This is a genomic window from Corynebacterium meitnerae, assembly GCF_027570075.1.
GTDB classification, from domain to species: Bacteria; Actinomycetota; Actinomycetes; order Mycobacteriales; family Mycobacteriaceae; genus Corynebacterium; species Corynebacterium meitnerae.
In genome coordinates this window covers 98,369-119,282 of the sequence record NZ_JAKMUS010000006.1, presented here as the reverse complement: position 1 = coordinate 119,282, position 20,914 = coordinate 98,369, and the positions used below count along the sequence as shown (strand labels likewise).

General features: G+C 62.7%; 24 protein-coding genes. 10 read left to right on the top strand and 14 right to left on the bottom strand.

Annotated features, from left to right (window positions below):
* Nucleotides 1–48: 48 nt before the first annotated feature.
* Together L8U60_RS05570 and upp are read right to left on the bottom strand one after the other, a co-directional pair.
* On the bottom strand, nucleotides 49–453 hold the full coding sequence (locus L8U60_RS05570) for a helix-turn-helix domain-containing protein (protein WP_269965377.1): 405 nt from the start codon (nucleotides 451–453) through the stop codon (nucleotides 49–51).
* A 97-nt stretch (nucleotides 454–550) separates the two neighbouring features.
* Nucleotides 551–1,186, bottom strand: a complete 636-nt coding sequence (gene upp, locus L8U60_RS05565; protein ID WP_269965376.1) for a uracil phosphoribosyltransferase — start codon at nucleotides 1,184–1,186, stop codon at nucleotides 551–553.
* 71 nt (nucleotides 1,187–1,257) lie between these two features.
* Here upp and L8U60_RS05560 point away from each other — a divergent pair, with 71 nt between their 5' ends.
* Genes L8U60_RS05560 through L8U60_RS05550 form a run of 3 tightly spaced genes read left to right on the top strand, consistent with a single transcriptional unit; the run spans nucleotide 1,258 to nucleotide 3,740 of the window.
* A complete protein-coding gene (locus L8U60_RS05560; RefSeq protein ID WP_269965375.1) occupies nucleotides 1,258–1,554 on the top strand; it encodes a hypothetical protein in 297 nt (98 codons plus the stop codon).
* Nucleotides 1,551–2,462: a C40 family peptidase gene (locus tag L8U60_RS05555; RefSeq protein WP_269965374.1), complete on the top strand. Its 912-nt coding sequence runs from the start codon at nucleotides 1,551–1,553 to the stop codon at nucleotides 2,460–2,462. Before L8U60_RS05560 ends, L8U60_RS05555 begins: the two co-directional genes overlap by 4 nt.
* 39 nt (nucleotides 2,463–2,501) lie before the next feature.
* A complete protein-coding gene (locus L8U60_RS05550; RefSeq protein ID WP_269965373.1) occupies nucleotides 2,502–3,740 on the top strand; it encodes a hypothetical protein in 1,239 nt (412 codons plus the stop codon).
* A 152-nt stretch (nucleotides 3,741–3,892) separates the two neighbouring features.
* On the opposite strand, the gene L8U60_RS05545 is transcribed toward L8U60_RS05550, so the two are convergent.
* Nucleotides 3,893–4,651, bottom strand: coding sequence for a VIT1/CCC1 transporter family protein (locus L8U60_RS05545; protein WP_269965372.1), 759 nt, complete (start codon nucleotides 4,649–4,651; stop codon nucleotides 3,893–3,895).
* 148 nt (nucleotides 4,652–4,799) lie between these two features.
* Here L8U60_RS05545 and L8U60_RS05540 point away from each other — a divergent pair, with 148 nt between their 5' ends.
* Nucleotides 4,800–6,092 (top strand): D-alanyl-D-alanine carboxypeptidase family protein, encoded by a 1,293-nt coding sequence (locus L8U60_RS05540; protein ID WP_269965371.1) that lies wholly within the window; start codon nucleotides 4,800–4,802, stop codon nucleotides 6,090–6,092.
* Here the strand turns inward: L8U60_RS05540 and L8U60_RS05535 are convergent.
* Both L8U60_RS05535 and trpS read right to left on the bottom strand, forming a co-directional pair.
* Complete coding sequence (locus L8U60_RS05535) at nucleotides 6,043–7,131, bottom strand: YhjD/YihY/BrkB family envelope integrity protein (protein WP_269965370.1); 1,089 nt, start codon at nucleotides 7,129–7,131, stop codon at nucleotides 6,043–6,045. The two genes, L8U60_RS05540 and L8U60_RS05535, sit on opposite strands and share 50 nt — an antisense overlap.
* A 48-nt stretch (nucleotides 7,132–7,179) precedes the next feature.
* Nucleotides 7,180–8,187 carry a tryptophan--tRNA ligase gene (gene trpS, locus L8U60_RS05530; RefSeq protein ID WP_269965369.1) on the bottom strand — a complete coding sequence of 336 codons (1,008 nt, stop codon included), beginning with the start codon at nucleotides 8,185–8,187 and terminating at the stop codon, nucleotides 7,180–7,182.
* Nucleotides 8,188–8,276: 89 nt separating this feature from the next.
* Here trpS and L8U60_RS05525 point away from each other — a divergent pair, with 89 nt between their 5' ends.
* Nucleotides 8,277–8,729 (top strand): hypothetical protein, encoded by a 453-nt coding sequence (locus L8U60_RS05525; protein WP_269965368.1) that lies wholly within the window; start codon nucleotides 8,277–8,279, stop codon nucleotides 8,727–8,729.
* Between the two features lie 224 nt (nucleotides 8,730–8,953).
* Nucleotides 8,954–9,139 carry a hypothetical protein gene (locus L8U60_RS05520; protein WP_269965367.1) on the top strand — a complete coding sequence of 62 codons (186 nt, stop codon included), beginning with the start codon at nucleotides 8,954–8,956 and terminating at the stop codon, nucleotides 9,137–9,139.
* Between the two features lie 17 nt (nucleotides 9,140–9,156).
* Here L8U60_RS05520 and L8U60_RS05515 read toward each other — a convergent pair whose 3' ends face one another.
* Complete coding sequence (locus L8U60_RS05515) at nucleotides 9,157–10,062, bottom strand: exodeoxyribonuclease III (protein WP_269965366.1); 906 nt, start codon at nucleotides 10,060–10,062, stop codon at nucleotides 9,157–9,159.
* A 141-nt stretch (nucleotides 10,063–10,203) separates the two neighbouring features.
* Here L8U60_RS05515 and L8U60_RS05510 point away from each other — a divergent pair, with 141 nt between their 5' ends.
* The gene (locus tag L8U60_RS05510; protein WP_269965365.1) at nucleotides 10,204–12,423 is read left to right on the top strand and encodes an NADP-dependent isocitrate dehydrogenase; all 2,220 of its coding nucleotides are present in this window, start codon (nucleotides 10,204–10,206) and stop codon (nucleotides 12,421–12,423) included.
* An 83-nt stretch (nucleotides 12,424–12,506) separates the two neighbouring features.
* Here the strand turns inward: L8U60_RS05510 and L8U60_RS05505 are convergent, their stop codons facing one another.
* Complete coding sequence (locus L8U60_RS05505) at nucleotides 12,507–13,052, bottom strand: hypothetical protein (protein ID WP_269965364.1); 546 nt, start codon at nucleotides 13,050–13,052, stop codon at nucleotides 12,507–12,509.
* Nucleotides 13,053–13,272: 220 nt separating this feature from the next.
* On the opposite strand from L8U60_RS05505, the gene L8U60_RS05500 reads away from it, so the two are divergent.
* Both L8U60_RS05500 and metX read left to right on the top strand, forming a co-directional pair.
* Nucleotides 13,273–14,604 (top strand): O-acetylhomoserine/O-acetylserine sulfhydrylase, encoded by a 1,332-nt coding sequence (locus L8U60_RS05500; RefSeq protein WP_269965363.1) that lies wholly within the window; start codon nucleotides 13,273–13,275, stop codon nucleotides 14,602–14,604.
* Entirely contained in the window at nucleotides 14,601–15,743 is a 1,143-nt protein-coding gene (gene metX / locus L8U60_RS05495) for a homoserine O-acetyltransferase MetX (protein WP_269965362.1), read from the top strand. Before L8U60_RS05500 ends, metX begins: the two co-directional genes overlap by 4 nt.
* Before the next feature lie 3 nt (nucleotides 15,744–15,746).
* Here the strand turns inward: metX and L8U60_RS05490 are convergent, their stop codons facing one another.
* From L8U60_RS05490 to L8U60_RS05475, 4 genes are read right to left on the bottom strand one after another with little or no spacing between them, the layout of a single operon-like run.
* Nucleotides 15,747–16,157: a PIN domain-containing protein gene (locus L8U60_RS05490; RefSeq protein WP_269965361.1), complete on the bottom strand. Its 411-nt coding sequence runs from the start codon at nucleotides 16,155–16,157 to the stop codon at nucleotides 15,747–15,749.
* Nucleotides 16,157–16,396 (bottom strand): AbrB/MazE/SpoVT family DNA-binding domain-containing protein, encoded by a 240-nt coding sequence (locus tag L8U60_RS05485; RefSeq protein WP_269965360.1) that lies wholly within the window; start codon nucleotides 16,394–16,396, stop codon nucleotides 16,157–16,159. The genes L8U60_RS05490 and L8U60_RS05485 overlap by 1 nt, the downstream gene beginning before the upstream one ends.
* A gap of 42 nt (nucleotides 16,397–16,438) precedes the next feature.
* Nucleotides 16,439–16,789: a DUF3017 domain-containing protein gene (locus tag L8U60_RS05480; RefSeq protein ID WP_269965391.1), complete on the bottom strand. Its 351-nt coding sequence runs from the start codon at nucleotides 16,787–16,789 to the stop codon at nucleotides 16,439–16,441.
* Nucleotides 16,773–17,642, bottom strand: a complete 870-nt coding sequence (locus tag L8U60_RS05475; protein ID WP_274708497.1) for a bifunctional methylenetetrahydrofolate dehydrogenase/methenyltetrahydrofolate cyclohydrolase — start codon at nucleotides 17,640–17,642, stop codon at nucleotides 16,773–16,775. Before L8U60_RS05475 ends, L8U60_RS05480 begins: the two co-directional genes overlap by 17 nt.
* Nucleotides 17,643–17,717: 75 nt before the next feature.
* Between L8U60_RS05475 and L8U60_RS05470 the strand changes: the two genes are divergently transcribed.
* Nucleotides 17,718–18,119: a tRNA (cytidine(34)-2'-O)-methyltransferase gene (locus tag L8U60_RS05470; RefSeq protein WP_269965390.1), complete on the top strand. Its 402-nt coding sequence runs from the start codon at nucleotides 17,718–17,720 to the stop codon at nucleotides 18,117–18,119.
* Here the strand turns inward: L8U60_RS05470 and L8U60_RS05465 are convergent.
* The 3 genes from L8U60_RS05465 to L8U60_RS05455 all read right to left on the bottom strand — a co-directional run bounded on the left by L8U60_RS05465 (nucleotide 18,073) and on the right by L8U60_RS05455 (nucleotide 20,914).
* Nucleotides 18,073–19,413: a PH domain-containing protein gene (locus L8U60_RS05465; protein WP_269965358.1), complete on the bottom strand. Its 1,341-nt coding sequence runs from the start codon at nucleotides 19,411–19,413 to the stop codon at nucleotides 18,073–18,075. The genes L8U60_RS05470 and L8U60_RS05465 overlap by 47 nt on opposite strands.
* Entirely contained in the window at nucleotides 19,410–19,859 is a 450-nt protein-coding gene (locus L8U60_RS05460; protein ID WP_269965389.1) for a PH domain-containing protein, read from the bottom strand. The genes L8U60_RS05465 and L8U60_RS05460 overlap by 4 nt, the downstream gene beginning before the upstream one ends.
* A gap of 95 nt (nucleotides 19,860–19,954) precedes the next feature.
* Nucleotides 19,955–20,914: a cytochrome b/b6 domain-containing protein gene (locus L8U60_RS05455; RefSeq protein ID WP_269965357.1), complete on the bottom strand. Its 960-nt coding sequence runs from the start codon at nucleotides 20,912–20,914 to the stop codon at nucleotides 19,955–19,957.

Genomic DNA, 20,914 nt, shown 5'->3' with positions numbered 1-20,914 from the left:
GCGCCAACGATTACGGGTGAAACTGTACTACTAGACAAAGCTGTACAGTTAGTCGGGGCGCAGAGCAGACTCCTCCGCCAGGTTGAGCATCTCCACCAACGACACTGGTTCGAAGCGCTCCCAGCAGACATCTCCCAGCTCATCCACCACGCCAGGCAGCAACATCGCTGGCGGCACGCGCAGGGCGTAGGCCAGGCGATACACCGTGGACAACGTGGGATCCGAGGACCGCGAACCGGTGTGCTGGTTGCGCTCTAGATTGGACACAACGGTGCGCGACAGCCCCGCCACCGTAGCCAGACGCTTCTGGCTCAGCCCCCGCAATTCCCGGATCGCGCGGAGCCGCTCCGACATGGAAAACCCGAGACTGGCCCAGCGTGCATCGCCGACTGCCTCGTCAAAACTTTCGCGCCCGCTGGCTCGCTCCACGTACGGGTCGATTGATTCGCTCATGACACCCCCCAACTGTGCGCTTCCCCCCGGAAGCAACGGTAGATAGTTTCCCCTGCGAGACTAGCGCAGCCGCGCAGGGGTGTCTACAGCAAAGTCGCTACAGGTGAATATTGCGCGGACCGTACAGGCGATCCCCCGCATCGCCCAGGCCCGGGACGATGTAGGCGTCCTCGTTCAAGCTCGGGTCAATGGTGGCGGTGACCAGGCGCAGCGGTGCATCCAGCGCCGCAATCCGGTCCACACCTTCCTGCGCACACACGACGGTGACCACGGTGATGTCATCCGCACCACGGGCAGTGAGCAGCTCAATCGCGTGGACCAGCGATCCGCCGGTAGCCAGCATCGGGTCAACCAGGAACACCGGCTGGCCGGACAGATCCTCCGGCAGGGCCTCCAGGTACGGCACCGGCTCGTGGGTCTCCTCATCGCGCGCCAGGCCGATGAAGCCCACCTGCGCGTCCGGGATCATGGCCAGGGACGGATCCACCAGGCCGAGCCCGGCGCGGATGATAGGCACGATGATCGGTGGCTGCTTCAGGCGCACGCCGGTTGCGGTACCCACCGGGGTCTCACAATCAAAGGTCTCGGTTTCCAGGTCCCGGGATGCTTCGTAGATGAGCATGGAGCCCAAATCAGACAGGGCTGCGCGGAAGCTGGAATTGCTCGTGCGTTTGTCACGCAGGCGGGTGAGACGAGAAATTGCCAGCGGGTGTTCGATGACTGTGATCTGCATGAACACAATGCTAACCAGAAATTTTCAAATCTGATGGAACCGATCGGGGGGTTAAGGCAGTCAAAGTAAGTATGAGCACTTCACATTCTGATCTTTTCTTTGACGTTCACACCATTACCGACCACATCGCGAACCTGCGCGAGGACGCAGCCGCGACTCAACCCATCGCTCTCCCATCCTTGCCGGAGGCAGGCCCCGTTGCCGCGCTCAGCGCAGCAGTCCACGCCGCGGTTGCTGCGATCAATGAGCACACGGATCTGCTCGCGCGCGAGGCCCACCGCACTGCCGCCAACATGGAGGCCTTCACCACGGGAGCTCTGCGCGTGGACACCTCCACCGCCCGCGTCTTCGAGGGGGTTGCGCCATGACCTTCGATCTCGGCTCCGTCGTCGCCACCATCGCGCGCGCCGTCCCCGCCCCACTTCCCCAGGTCACCGTCCCGCCACTGCCGGATTTCCGCACGGTCGCGCCGCTCGCCGCCACTGTCAGCGCCGACCCTCAGCGTGTGCTTCGCGCAGCCCAATCGCTTCTCGACGATCGCACCACCCTCACCGACACCCTCCACCAAGCCGCTCCCCTCATCCACGCCGCCGGCCTCGATATCCTTGCCATTGGCCAACGCTTCCTCGCCCAAGCCGCCGCACTCGTGCCCGCTTTGTTCGCAGGGCCGGGCGCCATCGGCATCATGGCGCGCTTGGTCGACCTTGCCAGTGAAGCCTTCATCGCCGTGACCAAACGCCTTGGCCAGCTAGAAAACGAGCTACGCCCGCTTGTGTCCCGTTTGACCGAACTCGTCACCGCAGCCGCAGCCCGGGAAAAGCTCATCCCCGCACCTGCGGCCTACGCCGCCGAATCGGAACTGCGGCAGCTCGCGGGAGTGGAGGGGGTTGATGGTGGGGTGCCGGGGAGCGTCGATAAGCAAGAAGGCGGTAACGCCGTGGGGCGCGCAGCCGTGGAAGCCGCGAAATCCCAACTGGGAACCCCCTACGTGTGGGGTGGCAGTGCGCCCGGCGGCTTCGACTGTTCCGGGCTGACCTCCTGGGCGTACAAACAAGCCGGCTTGGACATCCCGCGCACCGCTGAAAACCAAGCCGTCGGGCGGCAAGTCAGCTACGACGAACTCCAACCCGGTGACCTCGTCGTCTGGTCCGGACACGTAGCCATGTACGCCGGTGACGGGCAGATGATTGAGGCCGGCACACCCGTCCAAATGAACCCCGTGCGCACCAACAACATCGGCATGCCCTTCAAAGGCTTCTGGCGACCAACGGGGTAGCGCACGGAATCATGTCCCCATTGAGTAAAGTGGCTGCACATGAGTACGCGCGCAATTCTCCCGGTGAAAATCTCCTTGACCGAGGGCGACTTCTACACCCTGTGGGCCCCCACCTGGCGCCAAGGTGGCACCGAATGGCAAGCCTTCCTCGGCGATAAGGACGACGTCCTGGTGTTCAACAGCCCCGAGGCCCTGCTGGTCTACCTCGAGGACCACACCGACCATGACCTCACCGACCACCCGAAGTGGCAAGCCTTCCAGGCCGGCGGCGACGACCGCGTCGTGCCCGGTGAAAAGAATGATTACGACATCATCGGCCTGCCCTCCTACCTCGCCGGACGCCCCAGCCACGAGAACGTCTCCGCCGTCGCGCGTGGCTTCCAGCTGGCCCGCTCCCTCGCTGAGGTTGCCGGCGCCAGCGACGCACAGATCTTCTTCGCATCCCACTCCATCCTGGGCAACATCAACCGTGGCCACGAGCACTACGCCGGCGACAACGGCCTGTCCGAATGGTCCGGTGTCGGCCGCACCGTGCTGACCAACTGGGAAACCGTGGTGCACTCCCTCGACGAATCCGTGCGCGTCGTCGCTGACTCCGAACTCGACTCCGCCCGTGTGAGCGCCGCTGCGGACTCCATTGCTGCTGCCACCGCCGCCCGCGACGAAGCCCGCGCCGCTGCCGAAAAGGAAGCCGAAGCTGCCCGCGCCGCCGCCGACCCCTACGACATCTCCGCCTGGGCTGAGGCTGGCATCGACCCGGTCAAGATCACCGTCCAAGGCAAGGGTGTGTACACCATGCGCACCTACGTCGGTGGCGCCCCGGTCTTCCTGGGCAAGTACGGCGAAATCTTCACCTTCCCCACCGCCAAGCACATGGCCCGCTGGATCGTGGACAATGACGACCACGACCTCGCCTCCGTTTCCACCTGGCCCGACATCATGCACCTGGCCAATGCCGGTGAACTCGAGGTCACCGTCCACCCGGACAACTCCTACTCCTTCAACGGCATCGCCGCTGACATCGATAAGGGCGTTGACGCCGTGGACACCAAGCAGATGGCCAAGGCCTACGAGCTCATGGCCGATGCCGCCGACTGGGCCAACGATGACTCGTTGAACTCCTTCCTCCTGGCCAACCCCCGCATGCAGGACTACCTCGCCTACATGCTCGGCTCCACCGAGGCCGCCGGCTACGTGCCATCCGCCCCGTTCACCGATAAGGCCGAGGGCTGGAAGAGCCTCGAAGAGATTCTGGTCAAGCGTTTCTCGAAGTTCTAGTCGGTTCGTTTGGGGCCGCGTCAGGGTTTCGGGCCCCCTTCTGTGCACCATTTTCAAAAATCGTGCAAACCCCCTCTAAAACACCAGGAGTGCTACCAACTTTTGAAAGTCAGTAGCACGTCCTCGTTGTCGCGCAGGCCCCTAAGCCGGATTTAAGCCATCCCAGTGCCCAGCAACGTACCCACGAGGTAGGTAACCGCCAGGGCCAGGCCACCACCGACGACCAGTCGGACCACGGCCTTGGCTGGCTTCGCCCCGCCGAGCTTGGCGGAGATCGCACCGGTGATAGCCAGTGCGATGAGGGTGACCACCACCGTGACCACCACTCGCGCCATCTCCGGGGCGAGAAGCACAGCAACCAACGGCAGCAGCGCACCCAGGAAGAAGGAGATGAAGGAGGCGGTCGCGGCGGACCACGGGTTGACCAGGTCTTCCTGGTCAATGCCGTAGTGGATCTCCAGGTGGGCGCCGAGCGGATCAATCCGCGTGCGCTCGCGGGCAACAGCAATGGCGGTCTCTTCGCTCAGGCCGGAGTTCTTGTACGCCTGGACGAGGTGGTTGAGTTCCGCCTCTGGGTCGACGTCGTGCAGCCCACGTTCGGTTTCAATGGCGGCTTCTTCGGCGTCGCGTTGGGAGGAGACGGATACGTACTCGCCAAGCGCCATCGAGACGGCACCACCAACGAGGGCAGCGACACCAGCCGTGGCGATCTCCCGTAGCGAGTTAGTCGCACCCGCGACACCCACCACGACAGCCGCGGTGGACACGATGCCATCGTTGGCACCCAGCACAGCGGCACGCAGGCGGTTGAGTTTCTCGCCCATGCCGTGGGTTTCTACTTCGACTTCCGGGTAGTGCTCAGGCAGCACGCTGCTAGCCGAGGATGGGCTCTGGGATTCCTTTTCGCTCATGACTCCATATCTACGCCAATTCAATCCACCCTCGCAAGCAAGTTAGCACTAACTAACTGCAGGTCAGAGGGCATTTTTGAGGTGAGGCTTAGCTATCCGGGCGCGCCACAAAGGACCACCTGCCAACCGGGTCTAGACTGTCTCAACAATGTTTTCCCGTGATTTTCCTGCCCATAGCAAGGCCCATAGCGCCCGCCTGAAAACAGCCGTCATCGCCGCGGCTCTGCCAGGCCTACTCGCCGCGCCACTCGCCACACCCATCGCCACAGCAGACACCGATCCCACCGACCCCACCGACACCGTGATCACGCCCGCCCCGCGCGAGCACGCCCCGAACACGGACGGCTGCCCGCAGGCGACGTGGCCGCCGGAGGCGGTGAGTACGTCGGAACGCATTGCGCCGGGCTCACCGACGCCCACACCGCTGCCGGTGACCTATGACGGGCCGTGCGGCGTCATCGCCCCGGATGGCTTCACGGTCAGCGATGACGTGCTGGCTACGGCGTGGTTGGTGGCGGACATCGATACGGGAGATGTCATCGCGATGAAGGATCCGCACGGGCGGTACCGCCCGGCGTCCATCATCAAGGCACTGCTCGCGCTGGTGGTCATCGAGGAGCTGCCGTTGGACAAGAAGGTCACGGTCAGCGATGAATCCGCAGGTCAGGAGGGCTCCGCGGTGGGCCTGGGCGGTGGCGGCGAGTACACCGTCGATGACCTGCTGCACGGCCTGCTGATGGTGTCCGGCAATGATGCGGCGCACGCACTCGCGCAGGCTCTCGGCGGGGACGAGAAGGCCCTGAAGAAGGTCAACGCAAAGGCCGCTGACCTGGGCATGAAGGACACGCGCGCCGCTAGTTACTCGGGCTTGGACGCGCCGGGGATGTCCACCTCCGCGTGGGATATGGGCCTGGCGTATCGCGCGGCGTATGCGAACCCGGTGTTCACCAAGATCATCTCCACCGAGTCCTACCCCTTCCCCGGCTACACCACGGCGGATGGCACGAAATACGAGGGGTTTGAGGTCTACAACGACAACAAGCTCTACCTCAATGATCCGGGTGGCATCGGCGGCAAGACGGGCTTCACGGATGACGCGAAGCACACGTTCGTCGGCGCGCTCGACCGCGACGGCCGCCGCATCATGTCCATCGTGCTCGACACCACCGTCGATCGCGCCCGCGCGTGGGAGCAAGCTCAACAACTCATTCACGAGGGGTACACGGTCCCACGTTCACAGGCAGTCGCATCGCTTATCGACGCCACCGCCGACCCCACCCCAACCCCCTCCCCCAACGAAAAACCCACGGCCAGCGATGGTGATTCGCTGCCGTGGGAAGGCATCGCGGTTTTGGCCGCGGTGATCGCCCTGGCGGGCGTGGGAACGTGGCTTAGCGTCGCGTCAAAAGCGAAAGCGCGGCGACGCCAGCAGCGCCAATAGCTGCACCGATACCGATGTTGCGGCCGGTGTTGCCCGGCTGCGCAGCAGTGGCACGAATGTTGATCACCGCTGGCTCCGGAATCTCCGGCTCTTCCAGTTCCAGGGACTCTTCGGTGGTGGCGGTCCACGCGGAGACGTAGAGCACCACGCGCCAGACGAGGTAGAGCACGACCATCAGGGAGATGATCGGACCGAAGATGGCACCAGCCGGGTTACCGGTCGCAGAGCCAACGATAACGGTGGAGAACTGCTTAATCAGCTCGAAGATCACAGCACCCAGCAGGGCGCCCTTGAGGCCAGACTTCTTCGGCACCTTGGTGCGCGGCATGAACACGATCATCCACCAGAAGACCAGGAAGTTAGCTGCAATACCGGCAATCAGCGCAACCAGGAACACGACGAACCGGGCACCGGGGAAATTACCGAGACCGAAGTGCTCCATGGCAGTCGTCGTCAAGCTAGAAGAGCCCACTGCGGTGACGCCGAAGGCAACGATGAGGAGCACCAGCAGACCGATGAGTGCGACGAGGTCCGCCAGCTTCTTCGTAAAGAAGTTGCCGCCACCCTCATTCGCATCCAGCGACCACATAGCGCTGATGCCGGTGCGCAGGTGGTTCATCCAGCCGAGGCCGGACCACAGCGTGGTCAGCAAACCGATACCGGCAACCGCACCACGCTGCGCAATCGCGGATTCCACGAGCTGGTTGATCATCTCGCCGGTGTCACCGGAGACGGACTGCGCGATCTGATCCTGGATCTGCTCCAACAAATCCGGGCGGGCCGCCAACACAAAACCCATTGCTGCGAAGAGCAACATGGTCAGCGGGAAGATCGACAGCACGGAAAAGTAGGTAATACCGGCAGCAAACTGGTTGCCGCCCTCCGCACCAAACCGGTCATTCATGCGCAGGAGGTGAGCGATCGGCGGAGCCTTCTCCTTCACCTCAGCCACAACCCCCTCATCTTTCTGGGTCGGGTGGGCACGCTCAATGCCCTGCTCGTCCGTAAAGCTCTTACGGGGTGACGTGGAAGTAGCCATGTGATGGCGGTCCTTTCTACATAGTTGTCCGCCCCACTCTAACGGCCTTTAGCGCTTCGGCGCGTAGAAGCCCACCTTCTCGTACACATCCGCCAGGAGAGGATTAGCCAGTTCGCGTGCACGATCAGCGCCGCGAGCCAGGATGTTTTCCAGTTCAGCGCGGTCGGCGATTAGTTCGTCGTAGCGGGCGCGAAGCGGCGTCGTAAAGCTTTCAAGCGCATCGGCCGTATCAACCTTGAGTGCGCCGTAGCCCTGGCCCTCGTACTTCTGCACGAGCGCGTCGATCGCCTCGCCGGTGAGCGCCGACTGGATGGCCAGCAGGTTGGACACGCCCGGCTTGTTCTCGCGGTCGAAAGCGACGACGCCGTCGTTGTCCGTGACAGCGGACTTGATGCGCTTCGCGGACGTCTTCGGGTCGTCGAGCAGGTTGATCAGACCCTTCGGGTTCGCACCCGACTTACTCATCTTGGCCGTCGGCTCCTGCAGGTCATAGATCTTCGCCGAGCCCTCCGGAATGAAACCGTCCGGAACCACGAACGTTGTGCCGTAGCGCGCGTTGAAACGCTCCGCCAGCGTGCGCGTGAGCTCCAGGTGCTGGCGCTGATCCTCACCCACCGGCACGAGCTGCGGCGAGTACAGCAAAATATCCGCCGCCATGAGCATCGGGTACGTGAACAGGCCCACCGACGTCCTGTCCTGCCCCTGCTTCGCCGACTTGTCCTTGAACTGCGTCATACGGCTGGCCTCACCGAAGCCGGTCAGGCACTGCAGCACCCACGTCAGCTCCGCATGCGCCGGCACGTGGGACTGCACGAACAGCGTCGACTTATCCGGATCAATACCCAGCGCAATCAGCTGTGCCACGCCCTTCAGCGTGCGCTCACGCAACTCCTCCGGGTTCTGGTCCACCGTGATCGCGTGCAGATCCGGGATGAAATAAAACGCCTCATAGTCATCCTGCAGGTCAATCCACTGCTTCAGGGCACCCAGGTAGTTACCCAGATGGTACGAGTCGGCGGTGGGCTGGATTCCAGAGAGGACACGCTGTTTAGACATAGTGGCCAGTGTATCCCCCGGGCGTGAGCGGGCGCACACTAAGATCGGATCTCGTATCTCTGCTCCAGGGATTACGAAACGGGGGAACAGTGAACAACTGGAAAGAAATAGTGCCGTGGGTGATTACTGCCGTTGCAGTCTTCACATCCATCGGTTTCGCAATCACTTTAGCTACCAGCGCACCTGATGGTGTGAAAACTACGCTTGATTTCATTGCACGCCTATTCGGTCCGATCTGTGCAGCGGGTATTGCATGGGCTGGAGTTGATCACACAGTTCGAAATAGCCGTAAGCAGGACCAATCCAAAGAGTGGTACGCCAATGTACGTTGGGCAGCTGACTTGTGCAAAGACAAAAATCAAACGTCGGTACAAATCGGCGTGGCTGTTTTAGATTCTCTAGATGATCTGCCCTTCTTGGGAACGGAGGAGCAAAAGCTTATCGACGAGCTACTAAAAACCGTGGTGGATTCTTTGGCGGAATCAGATAACATGGACAACACGATCACCAGCGAAATTGCAGATGAAAAGGAGGCGAGATGATGGACACCGCTACAAACAAATCCCCACGTGAAACAGCTCCGACTTATACGAAGATCAATAGAGGTCAAGTGGCTGCTGCGAAGCTGATTATGAAACGTGACCGTGAGGGCAAGGGCAATGTGAAGATCACGCAGCGCATCCGGGATCTCGCCGCTATCGAGCTTTAGCACGTTCGCTATCAACCACTCCGAGCTGTCGTCCGACTTCAAGGCAGGTGTTTGACCATGACCTTTCCTTCCGCAAACCCCGGTCGTCCCGTCGCTCAGGTGAGCGGACTTGGGAACACCCACCAACCACGGCTGGCCTACACCCCAGCGTCGCGGCCACTGAAACTCGGCGCCGAGAATCGAATCCGGCTGTCCACCAGCACACAAGAGATTCTCGGCGCTATCCGCGAGGAAAGGTTCTGAAGTCGGACCTGGAACGCCTAGCGGTACTCCACCAGCAGCGGCGAGTGGTCGGACCAACGCTCCTCCACCGTCGCTGCTTTTTCGACCCAGGCGCGCTGGGCACGCTCGAGCATGTTGGCGGTGGCTGCCTGGTAGTCGATGCGCCAGCCAGCGTCGTTGTTGAAGGCCTGGCCGCGGTAGGTCCACCAGGTGTACGGCGCGTCCTCGGGGTGGAGGCGACGGGCAACATCGAACCATTGCGGGTCAGTGTTGGCGGCGCGGCGGTTGTCGCTTTCGTACTCGACGGCGCCGAAGAAGCCGGCCTCGTCCTTCGCATCGATATCCTGGGCCTCATCATCCGGGAAGGCGCCGAAAACAGCGTCCATGAAGGCACGCTCACCAGGCAGGAAGCCGGAGGACTTCGTGTTGCCCTTCCAGTTCTTCAGGTCCTCGCGGCGGTGGCAGATATTCCAGTCGCCGCCAATCACCATGTCCTTGTTCGCCGCAGCCCACTCGGCCAGCAGCGGCTCAAACACATCGAGGAAACGCCACTTCTCGTCCTGCTTCTCAGTGCCAGTGCTTCCCGACGGCAAGTACAGCGACGCCACCGTCGTCCCGCACTCCAAACGGCCTGAAATGTAGCGGCCGGAATCTTCGAATTGGGGGATGCCCACGGCGACGTCGATAAGCGGTGTGCGCGACAAAATGCCCACCCCGGCGCGACCCTTTGCGGCGGCCGGCGCGACATAAAGGTGCCAGCCGGCCTCGAGTGCCGGCGCGAGCGCGGCCTGAGACTGCTCCTCCGTGGCGCGAACTTCCTGCATAAGCACGACATCTGCCGAAGTGGTCTTCAGCCACTCCAACATGCCCAAGTTGTTTTCATTGCGCACCTTCGTGGCCGCGCGGATCCCGTTGACGTTGACTGATGCAATGGTGAGGCTCATGCCCGATCACCCTACCTGTGCCACGGTAACGCCGGGGATTGCCCAGCCCCGAGGGCACGATGGGCACGCTCACAGGCAAAGAGGTACGCTAGTGGGTCGAAACAAAGATCAAGATAGAACCATAATTTGTAGAGGTGACCCATGGCCAAGATCATTTGGACGAAGACGGACGAGGCACCACTGCTGGCAACGTACTCACTGAAGCCCATCGTGGAGGCTTTCGCGTCAAACGCAGGCGTAGACGTAGACACGTACGACATTTCCCTAGCCGGCCGCATCCTCGCACAGTTCCCGGACTACCTGAACGAAGAGCAGCGTGTTCCGGACTACTTGGCACTGTTGGGTGAGCTGTCGAAGACGCCGGAAGCCAACATCGTCAAGCTGCCGAACATCTCCGCATCGCTGGTGCAGCTGAAGAACGCCATCAAGGAACTGCAGGACGCTGGTTTTGCCATCCCGGACTACCCGGTGAACCCGCAGACCGACGAAGAGCGTGACATTCTCAGCCGCTACGACGCGGTGAAGGGCTCCGCTGTGAACCCGGTCCTGCGCCAGGGCAACTCTGACCGCCGCGCACCGCGCTCCGTGAAGAACTTCGCGCGCAAGAACCCGCACTCCATGGGTGCTTGGTCTGCAGACTCGAAGACGAACGTGGCCACGATGGATGCCAATGACTTCCGCCACAACGAGAAGTCCGTCATCCTTGACCGCGATGACACGCTGACGCTGAAGCTCACCGGCGCTGACGGCCAGGAGAAGGTCTTCCGCGATGACATGTCGGTGGACAAGGGCGATGTCGTGGACGCGACCTTCCTGTCCGCTAAGGCTCTGGATGCCTTCCTGCTGGAGACCGTGAAGCGTGCCAAGGACGAGGGCATCCTCTACTCCATCCACCTCAAAGCCACCATGATGAAGGTCTCTGACCCGATCATGTTCGGCCACGTTGTCCGCGCCTTCTTCAAGGACGTGTACGACCAGTACGGTGAGCAGCTCATGGATGCTGGCCTCGACGGCGAGTCCGGCCTGGGCGCTATTTACTCCGGCCTGTCCGAGCTGGAGAACGGCGAAGAGATCCGCGCCGCCTTCGACAAGGCCATCGCTGAGGGGCCGGATCTGGCGCAGGTGAACTCCCACAAGGGCATCACCAACCTGCACGTGCCGTCTGACGTGATCGTGGACGCCTCCATGCCTGCCATGATCCGTAACTCCGGCCAGATGTGGAACGCCGATGACAAGCCGCAGGACACCCTGGCTGTCATCCCGGATTCCTCCTACGCCGGCGTGTACCAGGTGGTCATCGATGACTGCCGCGAGAACGGCGCCTACGACCCCACCACCATGGGCACCTCCCCCAACGTCGGCCTCATGGCCCGCAAGGCTGAGGAGTACGGCTCCCACGACAAGACCTTCAAGATGCCTTTCGCCGGCACGATGCAGGTCATCTCCTCCACCGGTGAGGTCCTGCTGTCCCACGAGGTTGAGGCTGGCGACATCTGGCGCTCCTGCCACACCCGCGGCAACTCCATCGAGGACTGGATCAACCTTGCTGTTGACCGCGCACGCAAGTCCGGTATGAAGACCGTGTTCTGGCTCGACCCGGCACGTGGCCACGACGCCAACATCCAGAAGCTGGCCGAAGCACAGCTAGCCACCATGGACACCGACGGCCTGGATATCTCGTTTGCCTCCCCAGAGGAAGCAACCAAGATCACCGTTGACCGCATCCGCCGCGGCGAGGACACCATCTCCGTCACCGGTAACGTGCTGCGTGACTACAACACTGACCTGTTCCCCATCCTCGAGCTGGGCACCTCCGCCAAGATGCTGTCCGTCGTCCCGCTCATGGCTGGTGGCGGCCTGTTTGAGACCGGTGCTGGTGGCTCCGCCCCGAAGCACGTCCAGCAGGTACAGGAAGAAAACCACCTGCGCTGGGATTCCCTGGGCGAGTACCTCGCGCTGACCGAGTCCTTCTTCCACGAGGAAGACAAGCACGGCAACACCCGCGCTGGCATCCTCGGCCGCACGCTGGACCGCGCCATCGAGCGCTACCTGGATGAGGGCCGCTCCCCGTCCCGCAAGGCAGGCGAGATCGATGACCGTGGCTCCCACTACTACATCGCCGCCTACTGGGCTGATGAGCTGGCCAAGCAGGACGAGGATGCAGAACTCGCAGCAGGCTTTACCGCGATTGCTAAGGACCTCGCCGACAACGAGGCCAAGATCACCGAGGAACTCCTCGCCGTCCAGGGCAAGCCAGCCGATCTCGGTGGCTACTACTGGCCGAACGATGAGAAGACCACCAAGGTCATGCGCCCGTCGGAGACCTTCAACCGGATCATCGACCGGACTGAGGACAACTAGCTCCGTTTGCGTGAGTTAAGCGAAAGGGTGTGCCCGCTCGGCAGTGTGGCCGGGTGGGCACACCCTTTGCTCATTCGCCCCTTCTACGAGAAATAACCCTTCATGTACTCCTGAGAGCCGATACCCACCGAGTCGAAGAACTCGGCCATGTCGACTTCTTCCTGGAAGTACTCCAGCTCGCCCTCATCTCCGCTGGTCTCTGCTTCCCTCAAATCGCGCATCGCGTCTTGGAGAGCATACGGTTGCCATACGGTGAGACCTAGCTTTTCAAAGACATAGCTCGACGGCGCCTCCTCCTCATTGACCCTGGCACCATCATTGGATGCCATGAGCATCTCCGCACAGTCGATAGCGTTCATGCGCGAGAGGATGTGCCCTTCCCACTCAACGTCAATGCCGTCCTTCTTCGGGTTGGTAGCAAATTCCATGAACTCAACCCCGCCCCGGCCAACATGCACCTGAATACGCGCGGCGTTGAAGTACAGAGTGGTGTCAGTTGAACCTCTTTCGGGCTGCCCTAGCACCGCGCAAGCCTGCTCAGCGCTATCGCCGAAACGGACAGTGCCATCACCGAAAGGCGCTTGGAAATGGGCTCCTTCATGTGAGATCAAACGGATCGAGACTGGCATCGATTCTCCTTCGGAACGAACAGATTTTTTTCCGACGATACCTTTCATCATGAAGCCGTGCGCGGTCTCGACCTCACCCGCTACGCGAGATTTAAATTCACCCGCCCCAAGCTGGCACAGCACTTAAATAGACAGCTTGGTCCACTTTTTCCGTTTTCGTAAGAACCGACCACACCACAACTGCTTGCGCCCTCCACGGGGGACTCCTACTTTTGTGGGCATGTCTCAGTACGACAACACTGCCGTTAATGATTGGTCCTTCAACACCCGCGCCATCCACGCGGGCCAAGGCGTCGACTCCGATACCGGCGCACGCAACCAGCCGATCTACATGACCACGTCCTACGTGTTCGAGGACACCCAGAACGCACACGACCGTTTCGCCCTGACAAACCCGGGTCCGATTTACACCCGCATCACCAACCCGACCCAGGAGGCACTGGAGAACCGTCTCGCATCCCTGGAGGGTGGCGTGGCAGCCGTCGCTTTCGCCTCCGGCATGGCGGCAGAGGTCGCGGCAATCACGAACCTCGCTTCCGCCGGCGACCACATTGTCACCTCCCCACGCCTCTACGGCGGGACGGAGACTCTCTTTGAGGTCACTCTCCCCCGCCAGGGCATCGAGGTCAGCTTCGTGGACAACCCGGACGATCCGGAGAGCTGGCAGGCAGCCGTCAAGCCGAACACGAAGGCGTTCTACGGCGAGACCTTCGGCAATCCGATCGCGGATGTGCTGGACATCCCGGCTGTCGCGGAGGTCGCCCACCGCAACCAGGTACCACTCATCGTGGACAACACCATGGCCACCGCCGCACTGGTCAGGCCGTTGGAGCTCGGCGCGGACATCGTCATCGTGTCCACCACGAAGTTCTACACCGGCAATGGTGCAGCGCTCGGTGGCGCGCTTATCGACGGCGGCTCCTTCGACTGGACCGTCACCCGCGACGGCGAACCGGTCTTCCCCTACTTTGTTAACCCGGACCCGGCCTACCACGGCCTCGTCTACTCCGACCTCGGCCCGGCGGCTTTCGCCGTGAAGGCCCGCGCCGGCATCCTGCGTGACACCGGTGCCGCGATCTCCCCGTTCAACGCGTGGGTGACGCTGCAGGGGATTGATACGTTGGGGTTGCGCGTCGAAAAGCACAATGCAAACGCACTGAAGGTGGCTGAGTACCTGGCCGCGAAGGACGAGGTCGCACACGTCAACTTCGCGGGCCTGCCGTCGTCGCCGCACTACGCCACGAAGGAGAAGCTCGGCCTGAAGTACACCGGCTCTGTCCTCTCCTTCGACCTGGCCTCCGACGATCCGTCCGCTGCGCGCGAGAAGGCATGGGCGTTTATCGACGCCCTCAATCTCCACTCCAACCTCGCCAACATCGGCGACGTGCGCTCCCTCGTCGTCCACCCGGCATCGACCACGCACTCCCAGTCGAACGAGGAAGGCTTGAAGCGCGCCGGCATCACGCAGGCCACGATCCGCCTGTCCGTGGGCATCGAGGATGTTGAGGACATCATCGCTGACCTCGAGCGTGGGTTTGCTGCTATCTCATGATCACCCTCCCACCCGAAGGTGAACTAGCCACCCAGCGCATCGGTGATCTGACCACGGAGGCCGGCGCGGTCATCCGCGATGTGGAGATCGCCTACCAGCGTTGGGGCGAGTTCAGCGGCGACCCCCATGGCCGCAACAACCTCATCATCGTCGAGCATGCTCTGACGGGTGATTCGAATGTGGCCAACTGGTGGGGCGATCTCATCGGCCCTGGTGCACCGCTGGACACCGACCGGTTCTGCATCCTGTGTACCAACGTTCTTGGTGGCTGCTCTGGTTCGACTGGCCCCTCGAGTGAGCACCCGGACGGTGGTGCGTGGGGGTCTCGCTTCCCCGCTATTTCCATCCGCGACCAGGTACGCGCCGAGGCGATGTTCCTGGAAGCGCTGGGGATCAACAGCATGCACGCCGTCATCGGCGGCTCCATGGGCGGTGCGCGCGCCCTCGAGTGGACGCTCATGTACCCGGACTGGGCCAATTACTCCTGCGTCATCGCAATGTCCGCACGCGCATCTGCCTGGCAGATCGGCATTCAGACCGCCCAGATTTCCTCCATCGTGCGCGACCCGGACTGGCAGGGCGGCGACTACTACGGCACCGGCTCCTCCCCCGACGCGGGTCTGGCTGCCGCGCGCCGCATCGCCCACCTGACGTACCGCGGCGAGCAGGAGATCGACGAACGCTTTGGCACCATGGCCCAACCCGGCGAAAACCCACTGGGCACCCACCGCGACGAACACCAGCGTTTCGCCGTGCAAAGCTACCTCGACCATCAAGGTGAACAGCTGGTCAAGCGTTTCGACGCCGGCTCCTACGTCACCATCACCGAATCCCTCTCCCGCCACGACATTGGCCGCGGCCGCGGCGGACTCAACCGTGCCCTGGCACAGATCAACGTGCCCACCATGGTCGTGGGCGTGGACACGGACATCCTGTACCCGTTCCACCAGCAGGAACACCTGTCCCGCAATATCGGGAACCTACTGGCCATGAACAAGATTGTCTCCCCCGTCGGCCACGATGCCTTCCTTGTGGAGACCCGCCAGATGGGCCACATCCTGCGCAATTTCATCGCGCTGGCCGACCAAACCCCCTCGGCCACCGACCTGGCCAAGCAGCGCGGTAACTACGAGATCTAGCAGTTACGGGATGAGCTCAAGCGCCACACCGAGAGCGAAGTAATTTGTGTACGCACGCTTATCCAAACTGGCTAAAGACGCTTCATTTTCCAGCGCAGTAAGCGCAACAAGGCCGTCGTAGACTGCACCACCCTTGATTCCGACATTCGCTAAACGTTGGTGCACCTCCTGCGAAGCGGCTTCCGGAAGACAAAGAACCGTCTCAAAGGTCCCGTCTATGACTCTCACCGCATCGGCTTCCGTGAATCGACTGTCGCCAGGCAGTCTGGTCAGCACGGAATATGTCTCGGCGAGGGAGTGCGCACAAAGGGCAAGACTCTTTCCTCTCGCCCAACGCCTTACTCGCTCGTGACTGCTGTGATTTTGCAAGAGGAGCGGAACTGCCGCACTCGTGTCTAAAGCGATGACGCCCATTACATTCGTCCCGCATCAATGAGCGCCAGGATGTCCTCGTCCGTCACTGGCTGCGAGCCTCGTCCGACCAAACGTCCGTCTTCGGTCTCCACGACTTCAGCCGTCCGGCCACCGGGGATGATGGTGATTCCGCCCCCGTACGCTGATACATCCACGGTTGAACCAGGCGTCAGACCAAGGGCTTCGCGCAGAGCTTTAGGCAGTAAAATCCGTCCACCAGAGTCAATCGTTGCTTCCATGGGAACAGGCTACCATCTGGCTCCCACACCGAGCAGGGGCCGCTAGCTCCCCAGCGCGTCCACCGACACCGCCAGCCAGACGAGGGCGGCGCCGGTGAGTCCGGTGAAGATGGCGTCGAAACGCCTGGAGCGCACCGCGAGCAAACCCATCACCTGCGAATCGCAGGTCAGGCGGCAGGCGGTCAGCCACAACATCGCCGCGCCCAGGGTGAACGTCGCACGGCGCCAGTGTTCCGTCACGGAAAACAGGGTGGCCACCACGAACCCGAGTACGAACAACGCCACCATCACCTGCTGCACACGCACAGGCAGCTTTGATGGTGGGTTGTAGATGTCGTGCGGGTTGTCCAGACTCGGCGGCGGACTGGACGGTTGGTTACTGTGCGTCGGCAAGGCGCTCGGCACGCTCCACGATGTTGCGCACCAGGAAGGTGCGGGTCATGGGGCCAACGCCGCCCGGGTTCGGGGAGACCCAACCGGCCTTTTCCCAGACGTCGGGGTGGACGTCGCCGGTGGTTTTGCCGTCGACACGCGAAACGCCCACGTCGAGCACCGCGGCGCCTTCCTTGATCATGTCGGCGGTGATCATGTGGGGCTTGCCGGCGGCGGCGATGATCACGTCGGCGCGGCGCGTCTCAGCGGCGAGGTCCGTGGTGCCGGTGTGGCACAGGACGGCGGTGGCGTTGACGTCGCGCTTGGTCAGCATGAGGCCGATCGGGCGGCCGACGGTCACGCCGCGGCCGATGACGCACACGATCGCGCCGTTCAGGTCCACACCGAAACGCTCCAGCAGCGCCAGCGACCCGTTCGGGGTACACGGCAGCGGTGCCGGCTCGTTGAGCACGAGGCGACCCAGGTTGACCGGGTGCAGGCCGTCGGCGTCCTTGTCCGGATCGATAAGGCCCAGCACACGGTTCTCATCCAGGTGCTTCGGCAGGGGCAGCTGCACGATGTAACCGGTCACGGCCGGGTCGTTGTTCAGCTCCTCGATCACGGCGTCGAGTTCTTCCTGCGTGCAGTCGCCCGGAAGTTCCTTCATGATCGACGCGATACCCAGCTGCTCGCAGTCCTTGTGCTTCATGCGCACGTAGTTCTGGCTTGCCGGGTCCTCGCCCACCAGCACCGTGGCCAGGCCCGGCGTGATGCCGTGTTCATTCTTCAAGCGCGTGACACGCGCTTGAAGGTCCGCGAAAATCTCCTCGCGGTAGAGCTTTCCATCCAATTTGATCGCAGTCACGGCCACCATCTTAGACTTTGATGTGTGCTTCACGTGATCTTCGACAACCCCGTCATCCCGCCGAACACCGGCAACGCCATCCGCATGTGCGCGGGCACGGGTGCCACGCTGCACCTCGTGCGCCCTCTTGGGTTCTCGCTCGATGACAAGCATTTGCGCCGTTCAGGGCTGGATTATCACGATCTCGCGCATGTTGAAGTCCACGATGACATCGAGAGTTGCTTTTCGCTTATGCACGGCAACATCTACGCCTTCACCACCTCCGCCACCCACCGCTACACCGATGTGGCTTTTCAGCCGGGGGATGCACTGCTGTTTGGCACTGAACCCACTGGCCTTCCCCATGAGCACTCCCACCATGAGCGCGTGACTGACCAGCTGCGCATCCCCATGCTGCCGGGGCGCCGGTCCATGAACCTGTCCAATTCCGCAGCGGTGGCTACGTATGAGGCGTGGCGTCAGTTGGGCTTCCCGGGTGGCGTGTAGCCGCGGCGGGCGGAAGCTCACGGGCACTCAGGGCTTCGACGAGCTCCCACGCCTCGTGGAGCTCCAGGTCCCGCGCCGTCATCCGGACCGGGCCTGGTACGAGATCAAAGCGGACGCTCGCCACCTTAAGAGCGCGCTGAACTGGGCCAATGCGTAGCGTGACCTCCTGAATGTGGGGCACTTCCACGAATTCCACCCGCCGGCTCAACAGGCCGTGGCTGGTGGTGGCATAGGTGGTGTCCCCGAAATCCCCGATCGGGGTGAGGGCAAGGGCTTGGCCCGACGCATCAATCGGTGAGGCCACACGTGCCCGGCGCGGGGACTTCAGGTCCCAGTCCGGGCTGACAATCAGTTCGCGTGGCAGCGGACTGATGGCCTCGATGAGCTGGAGGGCTTGCTCGTAGGACCCCACCGGCAGCAGCCGCGATGTGCCGGATGCTTTGTTGGATTCACGGCCATAACCGGCAATATTCACGGTGACCGTCCACCACCCAAACAGTCGCCACAGCACCGGCTGGGACAGGCTGATCGCGTGGATGCGGTCCAGCGGCACCGCTTGGGTGCGGCGGTTGGCCAACCCATAGGACAGGTGCAGCACGTCCCCGTCAAGGGTGGCGTTATAGCGCCAAGACTGGTCGATCTGCCGCCAGATTTGCGGGATGAACCCCACGATCACCGGCAGAATCACGGTCACCGAAAAATCGGTGACGGTGGGGATGAGGGACCAGGTGAGGGCGAAGAGCGTCGATAAGCGAAGCCCTGCACCCACGAGCGAACGCGCAACGGGAATGGGTGGGACGAGGTAGTCTCCCTGCGGTTCCTCGGGCGGGGCGATCTTCTGCAGGATCTCGGCGCGGATGGCCTCGGCTTCGGGGCGGGTGAGGTAGCCGATTTCGATCGCGGAGTTCGAGCCGCCAGCCGCTTCCACGCGCACCTCGGCGAGCCCGAAGAGGCGCGGGGCGAAAGGCTCCACCACGTCCACCGCCTGGATGCGGTCATAGCGCGCGGACCGCACCTGCGTGGAGATGACACCGCGGCGCAACTCCAGCTCATCCTCCCCCAAGCGAAAACCCGTGCGCGCCCACCAGATCTGCGACACCGCGAAGACCAGTGCAAGCGCCCCCACCACCGAGCCTGCGATCTGCCCGAACAACAGGGCCGTGAACTGCTGATCCCGCAGCACGTCGGCCACGAAAGTAGCAAAATTGAACACCACGATCGTGGTCAGCGCCACCACCGTCGCCCACACGCGCAGCAGCGGGGTGAGGCGGTGAACCCGACGGTACTCGGTCACAGGCCACTCATCCGTTCGCGCGCGTTGATGGCCAGACGTTCACGCAGCGCGTCCGCCTCGGCGGCGGGCAGACCCGGGATCGTCGCATCCGACGTGGTCGACGCGGTGTGAAGGCTCACGCCCTTGAGGCCCAGGAGCCGCGTGAACGGACCACTGGTGACATCCACGAACTGGATGCGGCCATACGGCACCAGCGTGAATGTCTGGCGGAGTTTGCCTTTAGTGATCAGCAGCTCATCTTCGGTTTCCCACCACGCCGTGTTGCGCACGCGCAGGGGGATCATGATGAGTTGGAAGACGTACCAGACGCCGATAGTGGCGGCGCCTGACCACCACCAACCCCCGACGATGAGCTGTGGCACGACGAAACACGCCGCCAACACCAGCGCCCACAAGGTCTGGGAGGCATACCGCGCGATGATAAGCTTCCGCGACACCGGATTCATCTCCGCCGCCGTGGTGGGCAAGGTCAGCACCGGCTCATCGGCGCGGGCATGACGCCCGCCCTGGGCAGAATCGGCACTGTTCATGGGTACACACCCTACCGGGCAGACACGTCACCGGTCAGTCGCGCCACTGGGGCCAGGAACTGTGGGCGCGCCACCGCTACCGCCGCGGCGACAACCACCAGCGACACCAGGAACATGATCAAGCCCGTCCAATCCCCCGCGTACTCATTCGGGTCAACCGAACCGCGCGCCGCGTACATGGTGTTTAGGTTGCGCAGCACACCCGTGGTGAACACCAAGCCCACATGCACCACGATGAACACGAGGAAGTACACCATCACCGGCATGTGCAACGCACGCGCCGCCGGCGCCGGGAACAGCTTGTTCGCCGTCTTCCACTCGTTGCGCCACCACATGCTCATGCGTGCGCCCGACGCGATCGCGAGCGGCGCCGCCACAAATACCGTGACAAAGTACGCCAGCTGCTGCAGCGCGTTGTAGTACACCCAGCCGTTATCCGTCGGCCAGTCCAAGCTCAGGTACTGCAGGCCCGCCGACACCGCGTTCGGGAACACGTCCCAGCTCGTGGGCACAATGCGCATCCACTGGCCCGTCGCGAACAGCAGCACAACAAAAATGAGGCCGTTAAGCACCCACAGCACATCCAGCAACAGGTGGAACCACAGCATCAGGCTGATCTTCTTCCCACCATTCTTGGGCCGCCAGTACGCCTCCGGTTTCCGCTGCGTACGCACCTGCAGGCCCGTCCGGATGATCAACACCATCAGGAACATGTTGAAGAAGTGCGCCCAGTTCAGCCACGCCGGAATCCCCACCGGCACACTCTCCGGCATCGGCGCGGGGCCCGGGTAGGCCGCGAGGAAAGACTGTCCAGCGTCAGAGCTCAAAAAGCTTCTCGACGCCCACACCCCCACCCCCAAAACCCCCACCCCAACCAGTGCCCACAGGAGCACACGCTTCAGCGCTGCGCTCCGGGTCGGGTCTTGGGCAGGCTGCTGTTCAGTCTTCTGCGCGGGCTGCTCGGACTTCAC